Below are 23,050 nucleotides of genomic sequence, written 5' to 3'. Positions count from 1 at the left end.
ACTGTCCATGGGGAGACGTCACGTAACGCACGGCCGGCGACCCCGGTCACGTCGATTCCAGTCCGTCCTCCCGAAACCGGAAAAAATTTGAAGCTGCGCCTCTTCCCCCAGGAACCCGCCGGGCTGAATCTGCTGTCCCAGATGGCCGAGCAAATTACTGCAGGCACCGGAACCCTCTCCGAGATCCTTGGGGCAGCTGCCACGGACCACGAACGGCTCGTTGAGGACATGCACAATCACGAGGCCAAGTCCACGGAATTGCACTTCGCCCTCCTGACCCACATGCGCACCAGCTTCGTGAATCCCTTGCCACGGGAAGACATGTACGCGCTCTCCCGCTACCTCAATGAGGCCATGGAGAAACTGGACGCCGCAGCGGAACTCGTCTCGCTCTACAGACTCGAACGGCTGCCCAAGAGGGCCGCCGACCAACTGGAAATCATCAGCCGCCAGGCCGAACTAACCGTGGAGGCCATGCTGCGGCTCGAGGACCTCGACGAGCTCGAGGACTACTGGATCGAGATCCTGCGCCTGGCAAAGCGGGCAGAGCGGACGCACCGGATCTGGGTGGCAGACATGCTCAAGGACATGAAATCCACCCAGTACGCGCGCCACCGGGACGTCGCCAACCAGTTGGTTGACGTCACCAAGGACATGCGCCGCGTGGCCACGCAGGTAGGCAGCATCATCGTCAAGGAATCCTGAGGTGACGGGCGCCTTCTTCGTCCTGGTGGTCGGGCTGGCCGCGGGCTTTGCCTTCCTCAACGGCTTCCGGGATGCCTCTAACGCCGTCGCGCTCTCCGTCCGGACGCGAGCGCTGACGCCGTCGATTGCTGTGCTGCTGGCCGCACTCTTCAACTTCGTCGGAGCATGGCTCAGCACTGCCCTGGCCCTGACGGTTGCCCGTACGTGGATTTCCATTCCCGCCGGGAGCAGCGGGCTGGCCTTGCTGGCCTCCGGGCTGGCCAGTGCCATCCTGTGGGGCATCTACGCCTGGTGGCGGGGCATCCCGTCGTCGTCCACCCATGCACTGGTGGGCGGGCTGTTCGGCGCGGGCGTTGCCAGCGTGATCATCGACGGCAGCGTCGTCGGGGGCGTGGACGAGTCCCTCCTCTACCAGGTGGTTCTTCCGCTGCTGCTTTCCCCCATGATCGCGTTCATTGGCTCCTACCTCCTGGTGTGGCCGGTCACGTGGGCGGCGCGCTACACACAGCCGGCGGTGATCAACCGCCGCTTCCGCAGCATGCAGGCCGTGTCCACCGCGGCCCTGGCTTTCGGCCATGGGCTGCAGGATGGTCAGCGGACTGCCGCCGTCCTGCTTCTGGCGCTCCTTGCGGGTGGAATGTACGACGGCGGAGAGGTTCCCCTCTGGGTTGCCCTGCTCACCTCCGTGATGCTCACAGCCGGGACGCTCTTTGGCGGCTGGCGCATCTCGCACACGCTGGGGTATCGGCTGATCCGCATCGACCCCCTCCGCGGCTCCGTGGCGCAGATCTATAGTTCACTGATCCTGTTCCTAGGAGCCATTGGCCTTCACTGGCCCATCTCGTCAACCCATACAGTGACTTCGGCTACCCTCGGCGCTGGAACAAACCAGCGCTTCGCCGCCACGAACCGGAGGCTGACCTTCAGGGTCCTGACTTTTTGGCTCCTGACCCCATTGGTCACGGGTGCCGTGGCCTTCATCTTCGGGCTCGCGTCCTCGCCGCTGACGTAGTCGACGGTCCTAGCCGGCCTTCCGCCAGGCGTATCGCCGCTCCGGCCTTCCGATTCCGCCATAGCGGAGCTGCACCGTCACCCGGCCCTCTTCGCTCAAGTATTCGAGATAGCGTCGGGCACTCACCCGGGAAGTTCCTAGCGCATCAGCGGCTTCAGTTGCCGACAGATCCGTGCCCGCATCTCGCAGCAGCTGCTCCACAAGATGAAGTGTTTCCACGCTGCACCCCTTCGGGAGCGGACGCTCCTGCTGGCTGAGGCCGAAGACCCTGTTCACATCGGCCTGCTCCGCGGTGCTTTTTGAGGAAGTGAGCGGACGGTACGCCTGAAGGTAATGTTCCAGGCGTTCGCGCAGGTCGTCTGCGGAGAACGGCTTCATCAAGTAGTGCACGATTCCGCCGCGCAGTGCACGCCGCACGGTGTCCACCTCGCGGGCGGCGCTGATCACCAGGACGTCCAGCTCGGGTACCGCCTCGCGCAGCTGCTGCAGCAGGTCCAGCCCGCTGATGTCCGGCAAATGGATGTCCAGCAGCACCAGGTCCGGCTGCAGGCGGCGGGCCTCTTCAACTGCCTGGGCTCCCGTGTGGGCCACGCCCACAACACTGAATCCGGGTGTTTGCCGGACGAAGCCCGAGTGCACCTTGGCCACCATGAAGTCGTCATCGACTATCAGGACCTTGATCATGCCGGACTCCGCTTCCGTAGGCTGGCGGTGAATACGGCGCCGTCTTCGTTGCGGACCCCCACTTCACCGCCGCGCCTCAGACATACTAGCCGGGTGAGGGCGAGGCCAAAGCCGCGGCCGCCGTCGCCGTTCACCGCCTTGGTGCTGAAGCCCTGGCGGAAGATGTCCTCAAAGCGGTCGTTGGGCACGCCAGGGCCGGAATCCCGGACCGTCACCAGCACCCGGTCCGCCTCGTCAGCCACTCCCACCCGAACCGCCGCATTCGGCACCCCCGACACTGCATCCATGGCATTGTCCACGAGGTTGCCTACAACGGTTGTCAGATCCCGAGACAGCTGTTCGTCCACCCGCCCGAGGGAGGATTCGTCGTCGAGCTGCAGGCTGACGGCCCGCTCGGCAGCCAGGCTGGTCTTGGCGATCAGGAGGGCCGCGAGCGCGGGGTCATTGATCCTGGTCGTGACGTCATCCTGGAGCCTGTTTCGGCTGTGGCTCACGCCGTCGACGAAATTCACCACCTCATCGTATTCGCCCAGCTGGATTAGCCCGGAGATGGTGTGCAGCTGGTTGGCGAACTCGTGGGTCTGGGCACGCAGGGTGTCCGTAGTGGTCCGGGTGGCGCCCAACTCCTTCTCCAGGCTGGACAGCTCGGTCCGGTCCCGCAACGTGGTTACTGAGCCGATGATCCGCCCGCGCGAAACCATGGGTTTCCGGTTGAGCACCACCATCCGTTCTCCAACAAGCACCAGGCGGTCAGGATCCGGCTGCTCGGTTGTCAGCTCCTCACGCAGCTGGCCACTCACCCCCAGATCCTCCAGTTTCCGTCCGACGCAGTCCTCAGGCAGGTGCAGGAACTCGCGGGCACTGTCATTTGCCACCGTGATGCGTTCTTGCGGGTCCAGCGCGATGACCCCCTCCTTCACGCCGTGGACCAACGCCTCCCGGTGCTCCACCAGCCCGGCGATCTCGTCCGGTTCCATCCCGAGGGTCTGACGTTTCACGCGCCGGGAGAGGAGCAGCGAACCCACCGTCCCCAAAGCCAGGGAGACGCTTACGTACGCGAGCAGGTTGGGCGCGGCGTCGCCAAGGCGCTCCCACAGGGAAGGGTATTCACGTCCGACGGCGACGATCCCCACCATGGAGCCGGCGTCGTCCAGGACCGGCACGTGCGCCACCATGGACACGATGCCGTCCATGCTGACGGTCCCTGTCCAAGACCGCCCGCTGCGGACATCACTGTCCCCCAGCTCCAGGGACCGGCCGAGCCTGGAGGGATCCGGTGATGTGAGGATGGTGAGGTCCGGCTTGGCCAAGGTGACGAAACTGGATCCGGAGACGGTTCGGGCCGATTCGGCCACGGCCGGGAGGGCGGCGCCCAGCTTAGGTTCCGCTCCTGGAAGGAGTGACCGGACAACCGGCATGGCCGCGACGGATTCGGCGGCGGAAAGCGCCCGCCGGCCCTCGACCCGTTCGAAGGCCTGCGCCGACTGGGCGAGCGATATCGCCACGACACCCACGAGCACTGCCAGGACGATCAGCAATTGCAACGCAAGGTACTGGCCTGCCAGCGACAGGCGCGGCGGCCGGAGAGTGTGTTCGAGCACGGGGCTCCTTCGGCATGGCGTTCCGTGCGGCTCACGGCGTTGGGGCTTGCTGGTTTACGCCAAATTGTGGACTTCTTCCTTCATTATGGTCCAGCAGCAGCCGCCTGTGATCGTGACCACAATGAACAAAACATTCTTTGAGAACACAAGCGTGACGCGGATCACTGCGGGTCATAACGTGGGATTACTCCCACCAATGATGAGAAGAGGACAAAATGCGTCGCTTGAACGCACTGCGCGCCGTTGTCGCCGTCGCAGCAATCGCACTGGCCGCCACTGGCTGTGGCGTCACCGGAGGCTCCAACACACAGACAGGCGGCGCCACTACAGCCGCTGGACCCGTTAGCGGCCTGCGGATCATGGTTCCGAACACCCCCGGTGGCGGCTATGACACCACCGCGCGTGTGGCGGCGAAGGTCATGGAAGAGACCAAGACGGCGTCCGGCGTCGAGGTCTTCAACCTCGCCGGCGCAGGCGGCACTGTAGGCCTGGCCCGCACCGTGAACGAGAAGGGCAATGGGGATCTGACCATGCTCATGGGCCTCGGCGTGGTGGGCGCAAGCTACACCAACAAGTCCGAGTCCAAGCTCACGGACACCACTCCCCTGGCCAGGCTCATCCAGGAGCCCGGCGCCATTATGGTTTCCAAGGACTCCCCCTACAAGACTATTGATGACCTCGTGAAGGCCTGGAAGGCGGATCCGTCCAAGGTCAGCGTCGGCGGCGGCTCCTCCCCTGGCGGCCCTGACCACCTGCTTCCCATGCAGCTGGCCGAGGCTGTTGGCATCGACCCCAAGAGCGTCAACTTCGTTTCCTACGACGGCGGCGGCGATCTGCTCCCCGCGATCCTGGGCAACAAGCTCGGCTTCGCAGCCTCCGGCGCCGGCGAATACCTGGACCAGATCAAGTCCGGCGAAGTCCGTGTGCTTGCCACCAGTGGTGAGGAACGGCTCGAAGGCGTAGACGCGTCCACGCTGAAGGAATCGAACATCGACCTGGTGTTCACCAACTGGCGCGGCATTGTGGCCCCTCCGGGCATCTCCGAGGAGGACCGCAGCAAGCTGGTTGGCGCCCTGGAAAAGATGCACGGAACCCAGGAATGGAAGGATGCACTCAAGACCAACGGCTGGAGCGATGCCTTCATCACGGGTAGTGAGTTCGAGACCTTCCTGAAGGAGCAGGACAAGCGCGTCGCTGACGTCCTCACGAAGCTGGGACTGGCGTGAAAACTGCACGACTGTGGCTCAAGGGCCGCTCCGAGCTGGGCCTCGCGGCCCTGCTCGGGGTCCTTGGGGCCGTTGTGTTGTGGGACGGGCTTCGCCTGAACACCCCGTATTCCCAGTCCGACCCCGTAGGCCCCCGGACGATGCCCATCATTGTGGCCTCGCTGCTGCTGGTCTGCGCTGTCCTGCTGGCAGTGAACGTCATCCGCGGTGGCCAGGGCGAAGCCGAGGGTGGCGAGGATGTCGACCTCACCCACCCGAGCGACTGGCGCACAGTCCTTCCCCTGCTGGGCGCCTTCGTTCTCAACGTCCTGTTGATCGACGTCGTGGGCTGGGTCATCTCCGGCACCATCCTCTTCTGGGGCAGCGTATGGGCCCTCGGCAGCCGGAAGTACGTCCGCGACGGACTTATTTCCGTGGCACTTGCCGTCCTGACTTTTTACGGTTTCTACCTCGGCCTCGGCATCAAACTGCCGGCTGGCCTCCTGGCGGGAGTTCTCTAGATGGATGCCCTCAATCTACTGATGCAGGGGTTCGCCACAGCGGCGACCCCCATGAACCTGCTCTATGCCTTCATCGGCGTGCTGCTCGGCACCGCCGTCGGCGTGCTGCCGGGCATTGGCCCGGCCATGGCTGTAGCGCTGTTGCTCCCCCTCACCTATGGCATGGAACCCACCAGCGCGTTCATTATGTTCGCCGGTATCTACTACGGCGGCATGTATGGCGGTTCCACCACGTCGATCCTGCTCAACACGCCGGGTGAGTCCGCCACCGTGATCACGGCTATAGAGGGACACAAGATGGCCAAGGCCGGCCGTGCCGCACAGGCATTGGCGACCGCGGCCATCGGCTCCTTCGTTGCCGGCACTATCGGCACTGCCCTGCTCGTGGCCTTCGCGCCCATCGTTGTGCAGTTTGCCGTCAGCCTGGGCGACCCCAGCTACCTGGCGATCATAGTCCTGGCGCTGGTCGCCGTGACTGCGGTGCTCGGGTCCTCCAAACTGCGCGGCTTCGCCGCCCTCGGCCTCGGCCTGGGCATCGGCCTTGTAGGGCTGGATCCCATCACAGGCCAGCAGCGGCTGGTTTTCGGACAGCCCCTGCTGGCGGACGGCCTGGACATCGTGGTGGTCGCCGTCGCGATCTTCGCGGTAGGTGAAGCACTGTGGATTGCAGCGCACCTGCGACGCAATCCCCTGAAGACGATCCCCGTAGGCCGGCCCTGGATGGGCAAGAGCGACTGGAAAAGGTCCTGGAAGCCGTGGCTTCGCGGCACGGCATTTGGCTTCCCGTTCGGTGCACTGCCCGCCGGCGGCGCCGAGGTTCCCACGTTTCTGTCCTACGTGACCGAGAAGAAGCTCTCGAAGCACCCGGAGGAATTCGGGCATGGAGCCATCGAAGGTGTTGCCGGACCGGAAGCTGCCAACAACGCCTCCGCCGCCGGCACGCTGACCCCCATGCTGGCACTGGGGCTCCCCACGAACGCCACGGCCGCCGTTATGCTCGCCGCCTTCGTCCAATACGGTATCCAGCCCGGCCCCCTGCTGTTCCAGAACGAACCCGAGCTCGTCTGGGCGCTGATCGCCAGCCTCTTCATCGGCAATACCCTGCTGCTGCTCATCAACCTGCCGCTCGCACCGTTGTGGGCAAAGCTCCTGAAGTTGCCACGGCCCTACCTGTATTCGGGGATTCTCTTCTTCGCGACGCTCGGGGCCTACGCAGTGAACCTGCAGGCCTTCGACCTCATCATCCTGCTGGTCCTGGGGCTGCTGGGCTTCGCGATGCGCCGCTACGGCCTCCCGGTGCTTCCGCTGATCCTCGGGCTCATCCTTGGCCCACGCGCCGAAGAGTCGCTGCGCAAGTCCTTGCAGCTCAGTGCGGGCGACATCTCGGGGCTGTGGAGCGAACCGATTGCCGTCACCGTGTACATCTTTGTTGCGCTGATCCTGGCGTGGCCACTGGTGGCACTCGCCTGGCGCCGGTTCCGTCCGGCGGCTCCTGCGGCGGATTCGACGTCGGCGGACCTGCCGCCTTCGCCGATCTTCCCGTCACTCAGCCATCACGAGGACGGGCGTCACGTCGGTGAGCATGCTGGCGGGCACGCCGGCCGTCACGCTGGTGAGCCGTTCGACGTCGACCGTCCGGTGAGTGCAGACCGTCCCGGCAACTCCGAACATCCGGTGAGCGGGGAACGTCCGGGCGACAGGGACCGGTCGGAGAACGAGCACAATCACGAAACCCGGCTCTAAAGCCTGAAACGGAAAAAACCGACGGCGGACTGTCACCCCCCAGAGTGGGGAGTCCGCCGTCGGCGTCTGGGGCCCCTTAGGAGCCCGAGCCCTAGGAGCCGGAAATGGCCGAGCTCACGGCCGTGGGGCTGTCATACTGGCGGTCGGGGAGATTCTCCAGCGCGGACAGGACGTTCTCGTCCGCGCCCGACTCCTTGGCCTTGGACACGAGGTCCTCCCGGCCAACCGGGTAGTCAAGGCCTCCGAGGAATTTCTGGACCTGAATGGGATTGGGAGTTTCAGCCATTGCACTGGTTCCTTTCGTTGGGACTTTCTCTTCCGGTACTAACTCTTCAAGCCTTTGGTGTCGCCAACCCTGTGGTGTCCCCGCGTCCTACTGCCCTATAGGCCTCCACCTCGCGGTCGGGAATTGTCGTTGGTGCCTCCAGGTGGACGGCGCCGGACGGGAGGATGCCCGCTCCTCCGGACTTCTCCATCACCTGCCATTGCGCCAAAACGTCCTCGCCGCTGTGGGAGGCAGGAAGCTGCGGCCAGAAAGTGAAACCTCCCGCTTCCTGGAGTGCCCCCCGCCGGTAGAGGGTGCAACCTCCAATCCACGCCACACGGTAGGCAACCCAGGACCCGGGTTTGAGGCCAAGTTCCGCGTTCAGATGGCTCAAGTTCGCTGCGCTGTGAAGGGGCCATCTTTCGAATTCGGGAGTGTCCGGCCCCACTCTCTCGGGACGCACAGGACCTACCCACGGCGAAAACATCTGAGTCTGCTCGGGCCTCCTGTCGTCCAGGTAGGACAACCCTTGAGGAGCCATCCCCACGAAGCCGCACCCTAACTCCTCCAACGCGTCGGTCATCCGCTCCAATGCGCCGGATTCCAGCCACACGTCGTCATCAAGAAAGAGCACCTTCTCCGCCGTGGCTTGCTCCAGCAGGAACTGGCGGTGCTCGGCAAGACCTCGACGGGGAAGATGGCGAATGCACCTGACGTGATGGCCCTGCGCTTCCAGGACACGAACCAATGCCGCGGTGGCCGGCTGCTTCCAGGCGGGATCCTCTGTGGACTGGTCGCTGATAAAAACCCTGAACGAAGGTTGCGACTGGGCCGCCAGGCCCGCAAGGGTCACGGCAAGTTCGGCCGGCCGATTGAAGGTGGGGATGAGGACATCTACCTCGACAGGGTCAGTTTCCGGAACCTGGGGAAGGGCCCATTCAGCGGACGTTCTCGAGCTCATGATTCGTCTCCAGGAGTGCAGGAGGCCTGGGGCACTTCCGCGTCCACACGACGCCGCATGGCGGTTCCCTCGGGATAGAAGATGGGGTTGGTGAGCATAGACGGGCTCCTCACAAACTGAGGTATCCGCCCTTCTGCTAGAGCTCTTTTACCAGCATTAGGCTAGACCGCTGATCCTTTCGGGGCAAGGAGCCGCGTTGAGTCATCAAAGATGCCCTAGAAGCGGATAGCATCGATCACCTTGACCCGGACTGCGACGAGGGCCGGTATCGCCCCGGCCAATGCGCCTACCAGGATGGCCGCACCGAGCCCCAGCATGGCAGCCTCAATCGGGAAGGCCGGATACTCCGTCAGGTCCGGCGCGATTTTCGATTCAATCCATGGGTTCTTGACCACGGCAACAGCAAGCATTACCCCTGCCAACCCCGCCACTGCCGTTGCCACGACTGATTCCATCATGACGCCCAGGAAAATCCGCTGGGAGGTCGCCCCAAAGCTTCTCCTGATCCCGATTTCACGCACCCTGTACCGGACGGTGACCATGGAGATGTTCAGCATGCCCACCGCGCCCAGCAGCAAAACAAGTCCGGCAATACCACCCACTGCGAGCTGTACCGCTGCGAACGGGTCTCCGTGGCTGGCGTAGTCCATTCGCTCGGCTTGGATCTGCATGCCCGGGAACTGCTGCTGGAGGTCCGAGGTGATGGCTGCCTTGAGTGCTTCGGCCTGGCCGTCTTGAACCCAGAGCTTGAACTGGCCCATTCCCACCATTGCCCCGATTCCGGCGCGTTCTGCAGCACGGGTCAGCATATAGGCCGACGGCGGGGACTGCGGATAGGGGTCCGGCGTCACTCCGATGATTACCGCCGTCGTTGCCTGGCTGCCAGTCAGGGTCACTTTGGGATGGGTAACCAGGTTCGGGCGTCCGGCCGCGTTGTAGAAGGCCTCGGAAACCACCAGTGCGGGAGCAAGGCGATCCTCGTCGTCGGCCGCGAACCAGCTTCCCTGGCTGACGTCCACCCGATGAATGACGCCGTAGCCGGGGTCGACCACCTGGAGCTGCACCTGCTGTACGCCGTTTGGAAACTGGAATGACTGCTGGGCGGGGCTTAGATGTGAGTAGTACTTGATGCCGTAGCGTTCAATGATGCCGCTGTAGGCTTCCTCGAGTTTCTGTGGGTCCGCCTGGGTGGGCCCGAAGACTCCAAGGCCGAGGGTCGCCGAACGGCCGCCATTACGTTCCGCGGCCGACTTGAAGCCCTCGCACGCAAGGTTGCCCACCCCTACTACGGAGGTCAGGGCCGCAACCGAAAGGGCCACCCCCACCAGCGCCAGGAGAATTCGCGTCTTGTTGATCCGGAGTTCCTGCCATGCCTCTACCAGGGCCGAGACCACGCCGGTCACGCGAGCACCCCCGCAGGGACCTCGGTGGGGGTGAGAACGCCTGACTCCAGGCGGTAGCAAGCGCGGGCCAAACCTGCGACATTCACATCGTGCGTGATGGTTATGAGGGCGGCTCCGGTTTCCGTGGCCACCGTATCGAGCAGCGCCATAACGGCCTGCCCAGTGTCGACGTCGAGAGCTCCTGTCGGCTCGTCCGCCAGGATGAGCCGCGGCCGGCGAACCAGCGCCCTTGCGATGGCCACCCTTTGCTGTTCGCCGCCGGAGAGCATATTCGGCATAGTCTCCGCCCGGCAGGCGAGCCCCACCCGGTCCAGCATGTCCATGGCGAGCTCCCTTCGTTTCCAGACTGCAGGGCCCCGGGCGTACAGCAGGGGTGTGGTCACGTTGTCCAAGGCGCTGCGGCCAGGCAGGAGATTGAACTGTTGGAACACAAAGCCAACCGAAGAACCACGTAGTTTCGCCCTTTCGTTGTTCCCGAGACGCTCCACGGGAGTTCCCTGGAAGCGGAGTTCTCCGCTGGTTGGAAGGTCCAATAGCCCGAGGAGGTTCAGCAGGGTTGACTTTCCACAGCCGGATCGCCCGATAACTGCTGTGTGGTCGCCGCTGCAGACGGTCAGGTCCACGCCTCTGAGAATATGCAGTTCCTGTTCGTCAGGCAGCAGGACGGTCCGCGTCACGCCCTTGAGGGAGACGAGTTCCTCCACGATCAGCCTCCCATCGGGTAGGGGCCGGAACCGGCGAACTGGGGGCCCTGCGGTGTCCGTGCCGGCGCCCCGGGGATGAACTCAAGGACAGCTTCGCCCTCGGCCAGGCCGGAGACGATTTCCACCATGGAGCCGTCGTTGAGGCCCAACTGAACCTTTCGCTGCTCAGGCTGCCCTGCCGGTTCTCCTGCTGCCGCTCCTGCAGGGTTTTCTGCAGGATTTCCTGCCGGGTTTCCCGCCGCCGGACCCGCGGCAGTACCTGCTGCGGGACCGTGCGCTGCTCCGGCGGGAGCCAGCCAGACCAAACCCTCCTTCACGCTGCCCTGGACGGAAGTGAGCGGAATGGTGATGACGTCCTTGGCCTGTCCGGCCGTGACGGTCATCGTTGCACCCAGGCCAGCAAACACCTCCACTCCGGACGGGACCGCGCAGCTGATTGTTCCGGTGGGCGTGCCGCCCTGCTCGGGGGCGCCGCCTCCGCCGGGGCCGGCGATGGCGTAGGGAACGGAGCGGCCTACGCCTCCGGCCAGGCCGCCGGGCACGTTCCCAGTGGTGGCCCCGGCGACGTCGCCAGCGACGCTCTTCAACACCACTGACGGGCAGGTGAATGGAGCAGGCCCCCCGACGACGGAGATTTGCGCGGAAGCCGGCTTGGCCAGCAGCCGGTACTGTTGCGAGGCATCAACTGATCCGCTGAGCGTGAAGGTTCCCGGGTTGACTGTTCCCGTGGAATCACCCACGCCCACCTGCTGGTTAATCAGGACAGTGAGAGTAGCGAGTTCACCTGAAACGGGAGCGAGCACATCGGTGTAGGTGTAGACGGGACTGGCAGCAGTTCGGGCTGTGGCCGTATTCGGACCGCCCGCCCGGCCGGTCTCCGCCATCGCTGGGCCTGACGTTAGTGGCCCTGTTACTGGCTGAGCCGCAGCTGTTGGCTCAGGCAGAACTTCAGTCCGGACCTGATACAGCCGGTCCCCAGTGCTCACCTTGCTACCGGCTGACAGAAAGAGGTGCGTCACCACGCCTGCAGTTGTGTTGCGGACGTTGACCGCGGCGTCACTTTGGACGGTTGCCTGGACCTGAACCGTATTGGTAACGGTGGCCCGCGTTGCCTGAACCACCGGAACGGCGACTGCCGCCCCAGGTGCGGCCAGTACTTGTCCTGGCTGCATCCCATCGATGAATGCAATCTTGACCAGCGCCACGGCTATGACTGCGAACACTGCCAACCATGCCAGCGGCATGACGACGCGCCTGAAAATCCTCATCTCTGCCCCGTTCGGTAGCTCCCCACAGAACCTCTCTGCGAGATGCAGTTCACAGCCTATAGGGATTTAGTCAGGGGAGTGGATAAATGCATCCGGCTGCCGTGCCGAAGGACCCTTGTCCGCGGCGAGGGCAGGGGTTACGGTGGGAGCCAGCTTTGGGGGCTTGAGCAGGCGGGCCCGCATAGGACTAATCAGGGAGCCCCGCCATGTCCATAATCCGCAGTCAGGAAATCCAGTGGTCAAGCTGACGGCGAGGATCAGGAATGCTACCGACGGGAAGCTCGTCCTCACTGTCGATGAAGCGCCCGGCCTTGTGACCCAGGTGCACAATCTGAGTGACATTCCGGACGCGATAAGGAAAGCGGCGTCGGGGTTCCTTGGGCTGCCGGCGGAAGAGATTGAAGTCAAGGTCGGGTATTAGGCCCTCTCACCCAAGTAGCTAACAAAAGTGGTCGTTATGAGAGCTCATAACGACCACAAATGCCAGTTAGTTGGGGAAAAGGTTGAGGGAAGGGCTATCCGAAGCGGCCCGAGACGTAGTCCTCAGTGGCCTTCACGCTCGGGTTGCTGAAGATGGTGTGGGTGTCGCCGAATTCGATCAGCTTGCCCGGCTTGCCAGTGCCCGCGATGTTGAAGAAGGCCGTCTTGTCCGAGACGCGGGCCGCCTGCTGCATGTTGTGGGTGACGATCACTACCGTGTACTGGTCCTTGAGCTCATTAATGAGGTCCTCGATGGCCAGCGTGGAAATGGGGTCCAGGGCGGAGCAGGGCTCGTCCATCAGGATCACCTGTGGCTCCACTGCGATGGCACGGGCGATACAGAGTCGCTGCTGCTGGCCGCCGGAAAGTCCGGAACCGGGCTTCTCGAGGCGGTCCTTGACCTCGTTCCACAGGTTCGCCCCACGAAGGGAACGCTCCACGAGGGCGTCGGCTGCGCCCTTGCTGATCTTCTTGTTGTTCAGCTTCACGCCAGCCAGCACATTGTCGCGGATGGACATCGTGGGGAACGGGTTGGGCCGCTGGAATACCATGCCCACCTGGGTGCGTACGGTCACGGGGTCGACGCCGGGCCCGTAAAGGTTGTCGCCGTCGAGCAGCACCTCCCCCTCCACTCGCGCGCCCGGAAGAACCTCATGCATGCGGTTGAGGGTGCGCAGGAAGGTGGACTTGCCGCAGCCTGAAGGGCCGATGAAGGCCGTAACGGACTTCGCTTCGATGTTGATGTTCACGCCTTCGACGGCCAGGAAGTTGCCGTAGTAGACGTTCAAGTCCTTGACGTCGATGCGCTTAGACATGGTGTTCCTTCATTGCGTTGGAGATGGATTCAAGTTTAGGGCGAAGTGCCGGCCGGGAAGTCATCGGCCGGCCTTCGGTGCGAAGGCCCGGGCGATGAGGCGCGCGCCGAGGTTCAGGAGCATCACCAGGATGATCAACACCAGCGCCGCTCCCCAGGCCCGCTGGTTGGAGGGGTCAGGGTTGGACGGCGACGTCGGGTTGAGGATCTGGGTGTAGATGAACGTGGGCAGGGAGGCCATCCACCCGCTGAAGACGTTGTTGTTGATGCTCGTGGCGAAGCCGGCGGTTACCAGGATCGGGGCGGTCTCGCCGATCACTCGGGCGATCGCGAGGGTGACTCCCGATGCGATACCGGAGATCGCCGTCGGAATGACCACCCTGACGATGGTCCGCCACTTGCGGACGCCCAGGGCGTAGGAGGCTTCGCGCAGTTCGTTGGGCACGATCTTCAGCATTTCCTCGCTGGAGCGGACCACCACCGGGATCATAAGGACGGAAAGCGCGACGGCAGCGACGGCGCCGGTCTTCGTGCCCGGCCCCACAATGGCGAAGAAGAACGCCGCGGCGAAGAGGCCGGCCACGATGGACGGGATGCCGGTCATGACATCCACGAAGAACGTGATGGCGCGTGCCAATGGACGATCGTTGCCGTATTCCACCAGGTAGATCGCAGTCAGAAGGCCGACCGGCACGGAAATGACGGTGGCCAGGACGGTGATCTGGATGGTGCCCAGCAGCGCATGGTAGACGCCGCCCAGGACGCGCGTGCCTTCCTCGACGCTCCTGTTGTCGGTGGTGCCGGTGACGCCGTTCATGGAGGTGGTCAGGAACCCCGGGGTCAGGAGGCCGGGGATGCCGTTAACCAGAACGGTCCAGATCACGGAAACCAACGGCAGCAGTGCCACAAGAAAGGCGCCGACGACGAGGCAGGTTGCCAGTTTGTCCTTGGCCTTGCGCGAGCCTTCGACCAGGCCGCTCCAGGTCACGAGACCGATCGTGAAGAGGATCGCTGAAAGGATTCCCCAGCCGAGGGCGTTGAACCCGATCAACGCGAGGATTGCCGCGGCCAGGACCAAGGCCACGGCCACGACCACCAGCGGGGCGAACTTGGGCAGCTGGCCCTTGGTCAGCGCCGAGCGCTTGCGCGGCGGGGTCAGGGTGGAGGTCATTTAGTTGGCTCCCGAGAATTCTTTGTGCCGGGTGATGATCCAGCGCGCGATCATGTTGACGGCCAGGGTAATGACGAACAGCACCAAGCCTGCTGCGATCAGCGTGTTCACCTTGAGACCGCCGGCCTCGGGGAAGTTCAGGGCAATTTCGGCGGCGATGGTCTGGTTCCCGCTTTGGATGAGGCTGGCCGTGAGCACGCCTGAAGAAAGGACCAGTGCAACGGCCATGGTTTCACCGAGCGCCCGGCCAAGGCCCAGCATGACGGCACTGATGATTCCGGGACGGGCGAAGGGCAGGACTGCCATCTTGATCATCTCCCAGCGAGTGGCCCCGAGCGCCAGGGCCGCTTCCTCGTGCAGCTTCGGCGTCTGGAGGAAGATCTCGCGGGACAGTGAGGTGATGATGGGCAGCACCATCACGGACAGGACGATGCCTGCGGTAAGGATGGTCTTGCCGGTTGCGGACGCCGGTCCCTGAAAGATGGGAATCCAGCCTAAGTTGTTGGCAAGCCAGCCATAAGCCGGCGAGATTTCCTTTGCGAGGAAGGCTGCCCCCCAGGCGCCATAGACCACGGACGGAATAGCTGCCAGCAGGTCGATCACGTAGCCGAGCCCGGAGGCCAGCTGGCGGGGCGCGAAGTGCGAGATGAACAGGGCCACACCGATCGATATGGGCGTCGCAATGACCAGCGCGATGATGGCCGCGATCAGTGTGCCGATGACGATCGGCCAGATGTAAGCGAAGAAGCCCTGTCCGCCCTGGATCTGCTCTGGCTGTGCGACCAAGGCCGGTAGTGCCTGCACCACGAGGAACAGGGCGACGCCGAACAGCACTGCGAGGATCAGGCATCCTGCGGCGAGGGCGGCGCCGGAAAAGACTTTGTCCCCGGCGCGGCCCGCGCCCTGGGAGGTTGTCAGGGAGTTGGTGGTCACAAACGATCCTCTGGATTCGATCACGTTATGGCGGAACTGGCTGTTTCCTTCGGATCTCTCCGTCAATCACAGCGGCAGAACTAGTGTTACATGGCTAATTCCCTGCCCCGCCGACTGGTGATGGCCAGTCGGCGCGGACAGGGAACCTCAGTGTTCGGCTATTGCTTCCACTATGCCTTTAGAGAGTCGGAAAGTCCTAGGACTTCACCTTGATGGATTCAACGGCAGCCTTGGTCTTCTCCTGCAGGTCCTTGGACAGCGGCGCCGACTTTGCTGCGTCAGCGGCGGCCTTCTGGCCAGCGTCGGAGACCACGTAGCTCTCGAAGGCCTTGACCAGGTCCACAGTCTCCTGCTTGTCGTAGTTGCTGCAGACGATGTGGAAGGACACCAGGACGATCGGGTAGGCGCCCTCTGCGGCCGTCGTGCGGTCGAGCTTGATGGAGAGGTCGTTGGCACCGCGGCCCTCAACCGGCTTGCCGGCGTCGACGGCCTTGGCGGCAGCCTCGGCGGAGATCTTGGTGAAGGTCTCGCCTACCTTGATCTGTGCAACGCCCAGCTTGCCGGAAACGGCGGAGTCGTCCGCGTAGGTCACGGCACCAGGAGTGTCGGAAACCGTCTTCACGACGCCGGAGGTTCCCTTGGCGTTCTCGCCCTTCAGCGATGCGGGCCAGACACCGGCGGCCTTGTCGGTCCAGACCTCGGGAGCGGCGGCGGCCAGGTAGTCGGTGAAGTTGGAGGTGGTGCCGGAGTCATCCGAACGGCTGACCGGGGTGACTTTGAGATCGGGCAGGGAGACGCCCTCGTTCAGCGCGGCGATTGCGGGGTCGTTCCACGTGGCGATCTCGCCACGGAAGATCTTGGCAACTGTGGGTGCGTCCAGCTTCAGTTCCTTGATCTCGGGCAGGTTGAAAGCTACCGCGATCGGGGAGATGTAGACCGGGATGTTGATGGCGCCGTCGGGTCCGCAGACCTGCTTGGACTGCGCGAACTCTTCGTCCTTGAGGTAGGCGTCGGAGCCGCCGAACTGTGCGGAGCCGTCCAGGAGTGCCTTGCGGCCTGCACCGGAGCCGTCCGGAGAGTACTGGATGGTGGCCCCCTGGTTGGCGCTGGCGAATTCCGTCTTCCAGGCGTCCATTGCCGCGCCCTGGGCGGAAGAACCGATGCCGGTCAGAGTGCCGGTCACCTTCGTGCCTGCGGTCTGTGCGCCACCGGACGTGCCGGTCGGGTTGTCGGAGCCACAGGCGGTGAGCGCGAGGGCGCCGGCTGCGATGACCGCGATGACCGTATTGCGGCCGAAGCGAGTTGCCTTCACTGGATATACCCCTTCCAGGGATTCTCTGATGCGTGCCGGACGGAGAGGCCGGCGGTTGCGAGCTGCTGATATTTGCACTGCGTGCCTTCTTGTACCTCGATCGACACTAAGGTCGGCAGGTAACGGGACTTGGGGTGAAAAGTTAACGGAAGATGAACGGCGGCGGACCATTGGTTAACAAGTGCGCGCCCGGCATTGCGTTAGATCCGTCACAGGAATAAAGGCGCCCTGCCACCGGCCGGATGATCCAGTGTAAACAAATAGACTGTGGGGATGGGCGCCGTGACGGGACTTTCCGCAAGCAGAAGATTCCTCCGCACCCGTATCAAGACAGGCCTCGCCCGCAGCAGGAACTCACTGCTCCCCGCCGTCCAGATGACGGCATGCGCCGTCGGCGCCTATGCCTTCGCCGAATACGTCCTGGGGCACACCGGCCCGCTTTTTGCGGCCACCTCATCACTGATCGCCCTGGGATTCTCGCGCGATCCCCGCTTGCGGAGGGTCATGGAGGTGGGTCTCGGCTGCACAATCGGGATCGTCATCGGCGATCTTCTGCTTCACTGGCTCGGCGCCGGAATCTGGCAGGCCGCCGTCGTCCTCCTGTTCTCCATCCTGGTGGCCCGCTTCCTGGACAGCGGCACCATCTTCACCACCCAGCTCGGCCTGCAGTCGCTCCTGGTGGTGCTCCTTCCGGCGCCTGCCGGCGGCCCGTTCACGCGAAGCCTGGATGCGGTCGTTGGGGGCATCTTCGCCCTGCTCGTCACTATCCTCATGCCCAAGGATCCGCGCCGGGAGCCCCGCCAGGATGTGCGGAAAATCCTGCACGAACTCGCCGAGGTGCTGCGCGAGTGCGCCGACGGGCTGGTGGACAACGATTCCACCAAGGCCTGGCACGCGCTGATCCGGGGACGGAACTGCCAGCCGCTTGTGGACCGCATGCGCCAAACTCTCAGGGCATCCGGAGAGGTGGCCACCCTGGCACCGCTATATCGCCGTCACCGGGACGAGCTGGCCGGCCTTGAGCAATCGCTGGAGTTCATCGACCTCGCCCTCCGTAACAGCCGCGTTTTCGCCCGGCGACTGACCAGCGCCATCAACCACACCGCCCTGTCTGACGAGGCGATCGACAGCATCTCGGAGGTCTTGATGGAGACGGCCGCCGCCGTCGACGAGCTCTCCCTTGGACTCGCGGAACTGCACGACGGCGCCCGTCGCGCCCATTTGCGTGGCGCGCGGCAGGACCTCATCGAAATTGCCTCCCGGCTCCATCCGAAAATGCTGGATGTCCAGAAGCTCGAGGGCGAAACTGTCGTGATGCTTTTCCGCCCGCTGATGGTTGACCTGCTTGAGGCGAGTGGCATGGACTCACGCGAGGCCCGGGACATGCTCCCGCCGCTCTAGCGCCGCCCGGTGGTTGAGCCTATCGAAAGCTCGACGGCGATACGCTCGACACGGAGTGTCGGTGTCCCCCACTACTGTTGGTCGCATGGCTTCAAAGACCGCTCGCGCTTCCAAAACCCCTGCGTATAAATGCGCCGAATGCGGCTGGACCACCGTCAAGTGGGTGGGCCGCTGCGGCGAATGCCAGGCGTGGGGCACCGTCGAGGAGACCGGCACCGCTATTGCGCGCACGACGGCGGCCACCACTGTCCTTGAGCCGGCACGTCGGATTGCGGAAGTGGATGGCAGCACGGCAGCCTTCCTCCCCACCGGCGTCGACGAACTGGACAGGGTACTGGGCGGAGGACTCGTGCCAGGGGCGGTCATCCTCCTGGCAGGCGAGCCCGGCGTCGGAAAATCCACGTTGCTACTGGACGTCGCGGCCAAGTTCGCGCGAACGGGGCAGGATGTCCTGTACGTCACCGGCGAGGAATCCGCCGCCCAAGTGAAGCTGCGCGCCGAGCGGATCGACGCCGTCGCGCACACGCTCTACCTGTCGGCCGAAACCGATCTGGGGCAGGCGCTCGGCCAAGTGGAGAAACTCGAGCCGCGCCTGCTGGTGGTGGACTCCGTGCAGACCCTCAGCAGCGCCGACGTCGAGGGCAGCGCAGGCGGCGTCTCCCAGGTCCGTGAGGTGGCAGCATCCATCATTGCCGCGGCAAAGCGGCGGAATATGACCACACTGCTGGTGGGGCACGTGACCAAGGACGGGTCTATTGCCGGGCCGCGGCTGCTGGAACACCTCGTGGACGTCGTCTGCCAGTTCGAAGGCGAGCGCCACAGCCGGCTGCGGCTGCTGCGCTCGGTCAAGAACCGCTACGGTGCCACCGACGACGTCGGCTGCTTCGACCTCAACGAAACCGGCATCATCGGCCTGGCCGATCCAAGCGGGCTTTTCGTGTCGCGGACCAGGGAGCCGGTCTCCGGAACCTGCATCACCGTGACAATGGAGGGCCGGCGGCCCCTCCTCGCGGAAGTGCAGTCATTGCTGGCCGAAAGCTCCAGCTCCCAGCCCCGCCGCGCCACAAGTGGCCTGGAAAGCTCCCGTGTGGCCATGCTGCTGGCGGTCCTGCAGCAGAGGGCCGGCTGCATCCTGCAAAAGGACGATTCGTACGTGGCCACAGTGGGCGGGGTCAAACTCAGCGAGCCGGCGGTGGATCTGGCGGTCGCGCTGGCGGTTGCTTCCGCGAAAGCGAAGAAGCCGCTGCCGGAGCGGTTCATAGCCTTTGGGGAGGTTGGACTGGCAGGCGAAGTACGTCCGGTCCCCGGAATCAACCAGCGCATCCAAGAAGCCCAGCGTCTCGGCTTCACCCATGCAGTAGTCCCGGCGAGCCCCAACGGTCCGGGGCCGGTACCGGAGGGATTCAAGGTCCGGGAAGTGGGACACCTCGCAGAAGTACTGGATCTGCTGATCTCCTGAGCAGGTGCCCAGACTACCAACTAGGTCGCAGTTGTGGTCGTTATGCCCGCGTTTAACGACCACAACTGCGAGTCACTTGGGCAGGGCTTCGAGGTATCCTCGCCGGCACGGCGGAAGCCAAAATGCCCCCTTCAACCGGTCACCAAACGGGTCTTTTTGCAGCCTCGGCAGAGCATAGCTTTGGACCACTTTGGGGCTTGCTGGTGCGGTTAAGGGTCCGAATGCCTTTATCATTGTGCTTGTCGCTTTCCGGGCATTTTGGCTAGGCGCGTCGGAGAGTGAAATTGGCATGTTTGTGAGCTGCGGCTTGCACCTTTGAAGGGAAAAGCTATGGCTCGGAGCCCCGAGGAATCGCTGAAGGCGACTTTGGGAAGGGTTGCTCCCGGGACCGCCCTGCGCGATGGCCTGGAACGCATCCTCCGTGGACGTACGGGAGCGCTAATCGTCCTCGGGTCCGACAGGACAATAGATTCCATCTGCTCAGGCGGCTTCGACATCGGCATCGAATTCTCGCCGACGCGGCTGCGTGAACTGGCCAAAATGGATGGCGCGATCATTTGCGACAAGGACGCCAGCAATATTGTCCGCGCGGCTGTCCAGCTTGTGCCTGATTCCAGTATCGAAACGCAGGAATCGGGTACCCGTCACAGGACGGCTGAACGTGTTGCCATCCAGACCGGAGTTCCGGTTATTTCCGTCAGCCAGTCCATGCAGATCATCGCCCTCTACGTGAATGGACTCAGGCACGTGCTGGAGGGCTCGGAAAAGGTGCTGGCGCGAGCCAACCAGGCACTGGCCACGCTGGAGCGGTATCGGGCGCGGCTGGACCAGGTAACCAGTTCATTGTCGGCATTGGAAATCGAAGCCATGGTCACGGTCCGGGATGTGGCAGTGACGCTGCAGCGCCAGGAAATGGTGCGCCGCATCTCCGAAGAGATCTCCCAATACGTCCTGGAGCTTGGTGAGGACGGCAGGCTCCTGTCCCTCCAGCTCGACGAACTCACCGTGGGCCGCGGCCCTGGCAGCGACGTCATCATTCGCGACTACGCCGGCCCCGATGCCACGCCTGAACAAATCGAAGAGGCTGTTCAGGCGCTGCTGAACCTCGGCCCCACGGAACTGATCGACCTCAGCAAGATCGCAGGGATCATCGGCTTCGCGGGAGGGGTGGAAACGCTCGACGCCGTTGTGCAGCCTCGCGGCTACCGGCTGCTTTCCGGGCTGAAATCCGTGCCGAGGGCCGTGGCCGACCGCCTCGTTGATCACTTTGGCGGACTCCAAAACCTGATGGCAGCAACCATTGAAGACCTTATGACAGTGGATGGCATCGGAGACCAGCGGGCCCGCACGGTTCGTGAAGGCCTCAGCCGCATGGCGGAAGCGAGCCTGCTGGACCGCTTCCTCTGACATCCTTGAGGTACCCGCTTGCCCTCCGGCTAACCCAGCTGGAAGACGGCCTTTGAGCTCTCCTTGTTACCCAGCCGTGCCCTGAAAATGTAGGTGGCTCCCCCGCCACCGGGCTTGGCTGCCATCTCCTTGCAGCCTTCGACGGAACGATTGCGCTGCCACGGGAAGTTGGCGGTTTCGCTCTTGCCCGGCTCGATGATCTTAACAAGGTCTTCGCTTGATGCCTGGCAGTCCCTTGAGGAGAAAATCCTGTCCGAGCCGCTCATCACCAGGAATTCCATCTGGGACGTACCCAGGTTCACTTCACAGGGCACTTGGCCTCCGTTGGTGACTTTCATAGTCAGCATTGGATTCTCACCCTCTGCATAGCTTGGCTTGTCAGTTGAGGCGCTTACGGTGACCTGGCTGAGATCGCAGCCGGTTGTGGCAGACGGGGTAGCAGATTGAGCTCCGGAATCGGGCTGGCTGTTTGGGGAGCCAGCTGTGCCGGCCTCCTCCGCTTTGCCGGCGTCGCCGCTTCCCGAACCGCCGTCGGCGTTCCTGGACGACACCTGTTCGGTACCGGAGGCCAGCAAACCGCTCACCGCTGCGAAGCCGCCTGTAAGCATTGCCAGCACAATCACCAGGACAATTCCAACGAAGAGCCTGCGACGGCGATAAACGGCCGGGCTCTGCCGCCGCTTGGCCGGGCGGGCAGGGCCTTTTGGACGCGGTTTGCGCGCCGAAGACTGCTGCTTGCCCTTACTGACCATGTTTACAGGCTAGAGAACGGGACCGCGGGTTTGCTCCTCACCACGCCGCTGGAGTACGAGACGCCCATGTATGAGCTGCGTCTCAGTACCCGCCAAGCAAGGGAAATTGCCTGCGGTAGATTGGAAAGTCGGGCGCTCTTCAAGGAGTCCCCTGGGCCTGGACTTCAGGCCATTTGACCACGCCAGCCGAGGAAAGGGGCGTTCACTATGGCTCAGCCCCTCGAGGTTGATCCGGCCCGCCTGCATGCCGTCATGGATATGTGGTTCGCCGAAAACGCCAGACCCCTGCCGTGGCGCGACCCCGAATGTACAGCGTGGGGAGTACTCATCAGCGAGGTTATGCTTCAGCAGACTCCTGTAGTGAGGGTCCTTCCAGTGTGGGAGGAATGGGTGGAACGCTGGCCCACGCCCACGCATCTCGCGGATGAACCGGCGGGTGAGGCGCTGCGGCATTGGGGACGGCTGGGCTACCCGAGGCGCGCACTGCGGCTTCATGCGGCGGCTACGGCAATCAGGGACGACCACGGGGGCGAGGTACCCGCCAACGCTGCGGCCCTTCTCGGCCTGCCGGGCGTGGGCAGCTACACGGCGGCCGCCGTCGCTGCTTTTGCCTTTGGCAAACGGGAGACAGTGGTGGATACAAACATCCGCCGGGTTCACGCCCGGCTCTTCGCCGGCCTTGCGCTGCCTGCTCCGTCGCTGACTGCAGCTGAAATGCGCTTGGCCGACACCCTGCTCCCCGACGACGAGTCACTGTCCGTGCGTTGGAATGCCTCAGTCATGGAACTCGGAGCCGTGGTCTGCACGGCGCGATCACCCAAATGCGGGGAATGTCCGGTCCAGCAGTCCTGCGCCTGGCGGGCCGCTGGCGAACCGCCACCGAGCTATATGCCCAAGGGGCAGGCCTGGCATGGAACGGATCGGCAGGTGCGCGGTGCCGTGATGGCGGTGCTTCGAGAGGCCGATGCACCCGTTCCCCGGGACTTGTTCCAGCAGGCCCCCGCGGACCTTGGTTTCGCTCCGGAGGGCATTGCCATCCCGCTCACCGCCCTACACAGACTGAACTCGGCCCCCGAACAGTTGGAACGCGCGCTCGAAGGCCTGCTCGCCGACGGTCTCGCAGAACTGCACGACGGCGGCTTCCGGCTTCCCGGCTGAAGGCCGGCCCGGTGCTTCGACTTGCCCGCTCCGGTTGCCCACTTCGGTTGCGAATCGGCAACGAGAGTGCGCGACGCAGTGGTGTGGAGTA

The 23,050-nt window shown here is 64.0% G+C and carries 22 protein-coding genes; 10 read left to right on the top strand and 12 right to left on the bottom strand.

Annotated elements, in window-relative coordinates; translation table 11 throughout:
* Positions 1-87 precede the first annotated feature (87 nt).
* Entirely contained in the window at positions 88-705 is a 618-nt protein-coding gene (locus J7E82_RS00180) for a DUF47 domain-containing protein (RefSeq protein WP_214859203.1), read from the top strand.
* Between the two features lies 1 nt (position 706).
* Complete coding sequence (locus J7E82_RS00175) at positions 707-1,717, top strand: inorganic phosphate transporter (RefSeq protein WP_214859175.1); 1,011 nt, start codon at positions 707-709, stop codon at positions 1,715-1,717.
* 9 nt (positions 1,718-1,726) lie between these two features.
* On the opposite strand, the gene J7E82_RS00170 is transcribed toward J7E82_RS00175, so the two are convergent.
* Together J7E82_RS00170 and J7E82_RS00165 are read right to left on the bottom strand one after the other, a co-directional pair.
* Positions 1,727-2,401: a response regulator gene (locus J7E82_RS00170; protein ID WP_214859173.1), complete on the bottom strand. Its 675-nt coding sequence runs from the start codon at positions 2,399-2,401 to the stop codon at positions 1,727-1,729.
* Entirely contained in the window at positions 2,398-3,972 is a 1,575-nt protein-coding gene (locus J7E82_RS00165; protein WP_214859201.1) for a sensor histidine kinase, read from the bottom strand. Before J7E82_RS00165 ends, J7E82_RS00170 begins: the two co-directional genes overlap by 4 nt.
* A 245-nt stretch (positions 3,973-4,217) precedes the next feature.
* Between J7E82_RS00165 and J7E82_RS00160 the strand changes: the two genes are divergently transcribed.
* From J7E82_RS00160 to J7E82_RS00150, 3 genes are read left to right on the top strand one after another with little or no spacing between them, the layout of a single operon-like run.
* Positions 4,218-5,228, top strand: a complete 1,011-nt coding sequence (locus tag J7E82_RS00160) for a tripartite tricarboxylate transporter substrate binding protein (RefSeq protein ID WP_214859171.1) — start codon at positions 4,218-4,220, stop codon at positions 5,226-5,228.
* Positions 5,225-5,728, top strand: coding sequence for a tripartite tricarboxylate transporter TctB family protein (locus tag J7E82_RS00155; protein WP_214859169.1), 504 nt, complete (start codon positions 5,225-5,227; stop codon positions 5,726-5,728). The genes J7E82_RS00160 and J7E82_RS00155 overlap by 4 nt, the downstream gene beginning before the upstream one ends.
* On the top strand, positions 5,729-7,471 hold the full coding sequence (locus tag J7E82_RS00150) for a tripartite tricarboxylate transporter permease (RefSeq protein WP_251041239.1): 1,743 nt from the start codon (positions 5,729-5,731) through the stop codon (positions 7,469-7,471). It begins immediately after the preceding gene.
* Positions 7,472-7,562: 91 nt separating this feature from the next.
* Here the strand turns inward: J7E82_RS00150 and J7E82_RS00145 are convergent, their stop codons facing one another.
* From J7E82_RS00145 to J7E82_RS00125, 5 genes are all read right to left on the bottom strand, one after another.
* Entirely contained in the window at positions 7,563-7,757 is a 195-nt protein-coding gene (locus J7E82_RS00145) for a DUF2795 domain-containing protein (protein ID WP_214859167.1), read from the bottom strand.
* A gap of 46 nt (positions 7,758-7,803) precedes the next feature.
* Positions 7,804-8,697, bottom strand: coding sequence for a glycosyltransferase family 2 protein (locus tag J7E82_RS00140; RefSeq protein ID WP_214859166.1), 894 nt, complete (start codon positions 8,695-8,697; stop codon positions 7,804-7,806).
* 215 nt (positions 8,698-8,912) lie between these two features.
* A complete protein-coding gene (locus J7E82_RS00135; protein ID WP_214859164.1) occupies positions 8,913-10,100 on the bottom strand; it encodes an ABC transporter permease in 1,188 nt (395 codons plus the stop codon).
* Positions 10,097-10,804: an ABC transporter ATP-binding protein gene (locus tag J7E82_RS00130; RefSeq protein ID WP_374223567.1), complete on the bottom strand. Its 708-nt coding sequence runs from the start codon at positions 10,802-10,804 to the stop codon at positions 10,097-10,099. The genes J7E82_RS00135 and J7E82_RS00130 overlap by 4 nt, the downstream gene beginning before the upstream one ends.
* Positions 10,805-10,806: 2 nt before the next feature.
* On the bottom strand, positions 10,807-12,072 hold the full coding sequence (locus tag J7E82_RS00125) for a hypothetical protein (RefSeq protein ID WP_214859158.1): 1,266 nt from the start codon (positions 12,070-12,072) through the stop codon (positions 10,807-10,809).
* Positions 12,073-12,307: 235 nt separating this feature from the next.
* On the opposite strand from J7E82_RS00125, the gene J7E82_RS00120 reads away from it, so the two are divergent.
* Positions 12,308-12,493: a hypothetical protein gene (locus J7E82_RS00120; RefSeq protein WP_214859157.1), complete on the top strand. Its 186-nt coding sequence runs from the start codon at positions 12,308-12,310 to the stop codon at positions 12,491-12,493.
* 94 nt (positions 12,494-12,587) lie between these two features.
* On the opposite strand, the gene pstB is transcribed toward J7E82_RS00120, so the two are convergent.
* The 4 genes from pstB to pstS form a co-directional block, all read right to left on the bottom strand.
* Complete coding sequence (gene pstB / locus J7E82_RS00115) at positions 12,588-13,367, bottom strand: phosphate ABC transporter ATP-binding protein PstB (RefSeq protein ID WP_214859156.1); 780 nt, start codon at positions 13,365-13,367, stop codon at positions 12,588-12,590.
* 60 nt (positions 13,368-13,427) lie between these two features.
* On the bottom strand, positions 13,428-14,537 hold the full coding sequence (gene pstA / locus J7E82_RS00110) for a phosphate ABC transporter permease PstA (RefSeq protein WP_214859155.1): 1,110 nt from the start codon (positions 14,535-14,537) through the stop codon (positions 13,428-13,430).
* Positions 14,538-15,470, bottom strand: coding sequence for a phosphate ABC transporter permease subunit PstC (gene pstC / locus J7E82_RS00105; RefSeq protein WP_214859154.1), 933 nt, complete (start codon positions 15,468-15,470; stop codon positions 14,538-14,540).
* Positions 15,471-15,666: 196 nt separating this feature from the next.
* Complete coding sequence (gene pstS / locus J7E82_RS00100) at positions 15,667-16,782, bottom strand: phosphate ABC transporter substrate-binding protein PstS (RefSeq protein ID WP_214859153.1); 1,116 nt, start codon at positions 16,780-16,782, stop codon at positions 15,667-15,669.
* A gap of 273 nt (positions 16,783-17,055) precedes the next feature.
* Between pstS and J7E82_RS00095 the strand changes: the two genes are divergently transcribed.
* From J7E82_RS00095 to disA, 3 genes are all read left to right on the top strand, one after another.
* Positions 17,056-18,183: an FUSC family protein gene (locus J7E82_RS00095; protein WP_214859152.1), complete on the top strand. Its 1,128-nt coding sequence runs from the start codon at positions 17,056-17,058 to the stop codon at positions 18,181-18,183.
* Positions 18,184-18,268: 85 nt separating this feature from the next.
* Complete coding sequence (gene radA / locus J7E82_RS00090; protein ID WP_214859151.1) at positions 18,269-19,642, top strand: DNA repair protein RadA; 1,374 nt, start codon at positions 18,269-18,271, stop codon at positions 19,640-19,642.
* Between the two features lie 330 nt (positions 19,643-19,972).
* A complete protein-coding gene (gene disA, locus J7E82_RS00085) occupies positions 19,973-21,049 on the top strand; it encodes a DNA integrity scanning diadenylate cyclase DisA (protein WP_214859150.1) in 1,077 nt (358 codons plus the stop codon).
* A 29-nt stretch (positions 21,050-21,078) separates the two neighbouring features.
* On the opposite strand, the gene J7E82_RS00080 is transcribed toward disA, so the two are convergent.
* Complete coding sequence (locus J7E82_RS00080) at positions 21,079-21,801, bottom strand: hypothetical protein (RefSeq protein ID WP_214859149.1); 723 nt, start codon at positions 21,799-21,801, stop codon at positions 21,079-21,081.
* Between the two features lie 207 nt (positions 21,802-22,008).
* On the opposite strand from J7E82_RS00080, the gene J7E82_RS00075 reads away from it, so the two are divergent.
* Positions 22,009-22,959 carry an A/G-specific adenine glycosylase gene (locus J7E82_RS00075; protein WP_285289671.1) on the top strand — a complete coding sequence of 317 codons (951 nt, stop codon included), beginning with the start codon at positions 22,009-22,011 and terminating at the stop codon, positions 22,957-22,959.
* Positions 22,960-23,050: the final 91 nt, after the last annotated feature.

Source organism: Arthrobacter sp. ISL-30, assembly GCF_018613855.1.
GTDB lineage: Bacteria > Actinomycetota > Actinomycetes > Actinomycetales > Micrococcaceae > Arthrobacter.
The sequence above is the reverse complement of the archived record's forward strand: the minus strand, read 5'-3'. Positions and strand labels throughout refer to the sequence as shown.

Coding starts and splice junctions, on each gene's coding strand:
- J7E82_RS00170 (WP_214859173.1), bottom strand. CDS start 2,401: ATGATCAAGGTCCTGATAGTCGATGACGACTTCATGGTGGCCAAGGTG.
- J7E82_RS00160 (WP_214859171.1), top strand. CDS start 4,218: ATGCGTCGCTTGAACGCACTGCGCGCCGTTGTCGCCGTCGCAGCAATC.
- J7E82_RS00150 (WP_251041239.1), top strand. CDS start 5,729: ATGGATGCCCTCAATCTACTGATGCAGGGGTTCGCCACAGCGGCGACC.
- J7E82_RS00145 (WP_214859167.1), bottom strand. CDS start 7,757: ATGGCTGAAACTCCCAATCCCATTCAGGTCCAGAAATTCCTCGGAGGC.
- J7E82_RS00140 (WP_214859166.1), bottom strand. CDS start 8,697: ATGAGCTCGAGAACGTCCGCTGAATGGGCCCTTCCCCAGGTTCCGGAA.
- J7E82_RS00125 (WP_214859158.1), bottom strand. CDS start 12,072: ATGAGGATTTTCAGGCGCGTCGTCATGCCGCTGGCATGGTTGGCAGTG.
- pstB (WP_214859156.1), bottom strand. CDS start 13,367: ATGTCTAAGCGCATCGACGTCAAGGACTTGAACGTCTACTACGGCAAC.
- pstA (WP_214859155.1), bottom strand. CDS start 14,537: ATGACCTCCACCCTGACCCCGCCGCGCAAGCGCTCGGCGCTGACCAAG.
- J7E82_RS00095 (WP_214859152.1), top strand. CDS start 17,056: ATGGGCGCCGTGACGGGACTTTCCGCAAGCAGAAGATTCCTCCGCACC.
- radA (WP_214859151.1), top strand. CDS start 18,269: ATGGCTTCAAAGACCGCTCGCGCTTCCAAAACCCCTGCGTATAAATGC.
- disA (WP_214859150.1), top strand. CDS start 19,973: ATGGCTCGGAGCCCCGAGGAATCGCTGAAGGCGACTTTGGGAAGGGTT.
- J7E82_RS00080 (WP_214859149.1), bottom strand. CDS start 21,801: ATGGTCAGTAAGGGCAAGCAGCAGTCTTCGGCGCGCAAACCGCGTCCA.
- J7E82_RS00075 (WP_285289671.1), top strand. CDS start 22,009: ATGGCTCAGCCCCTCGAGGTTGATCCGGCCCGCCTGCATGCCGTCATG.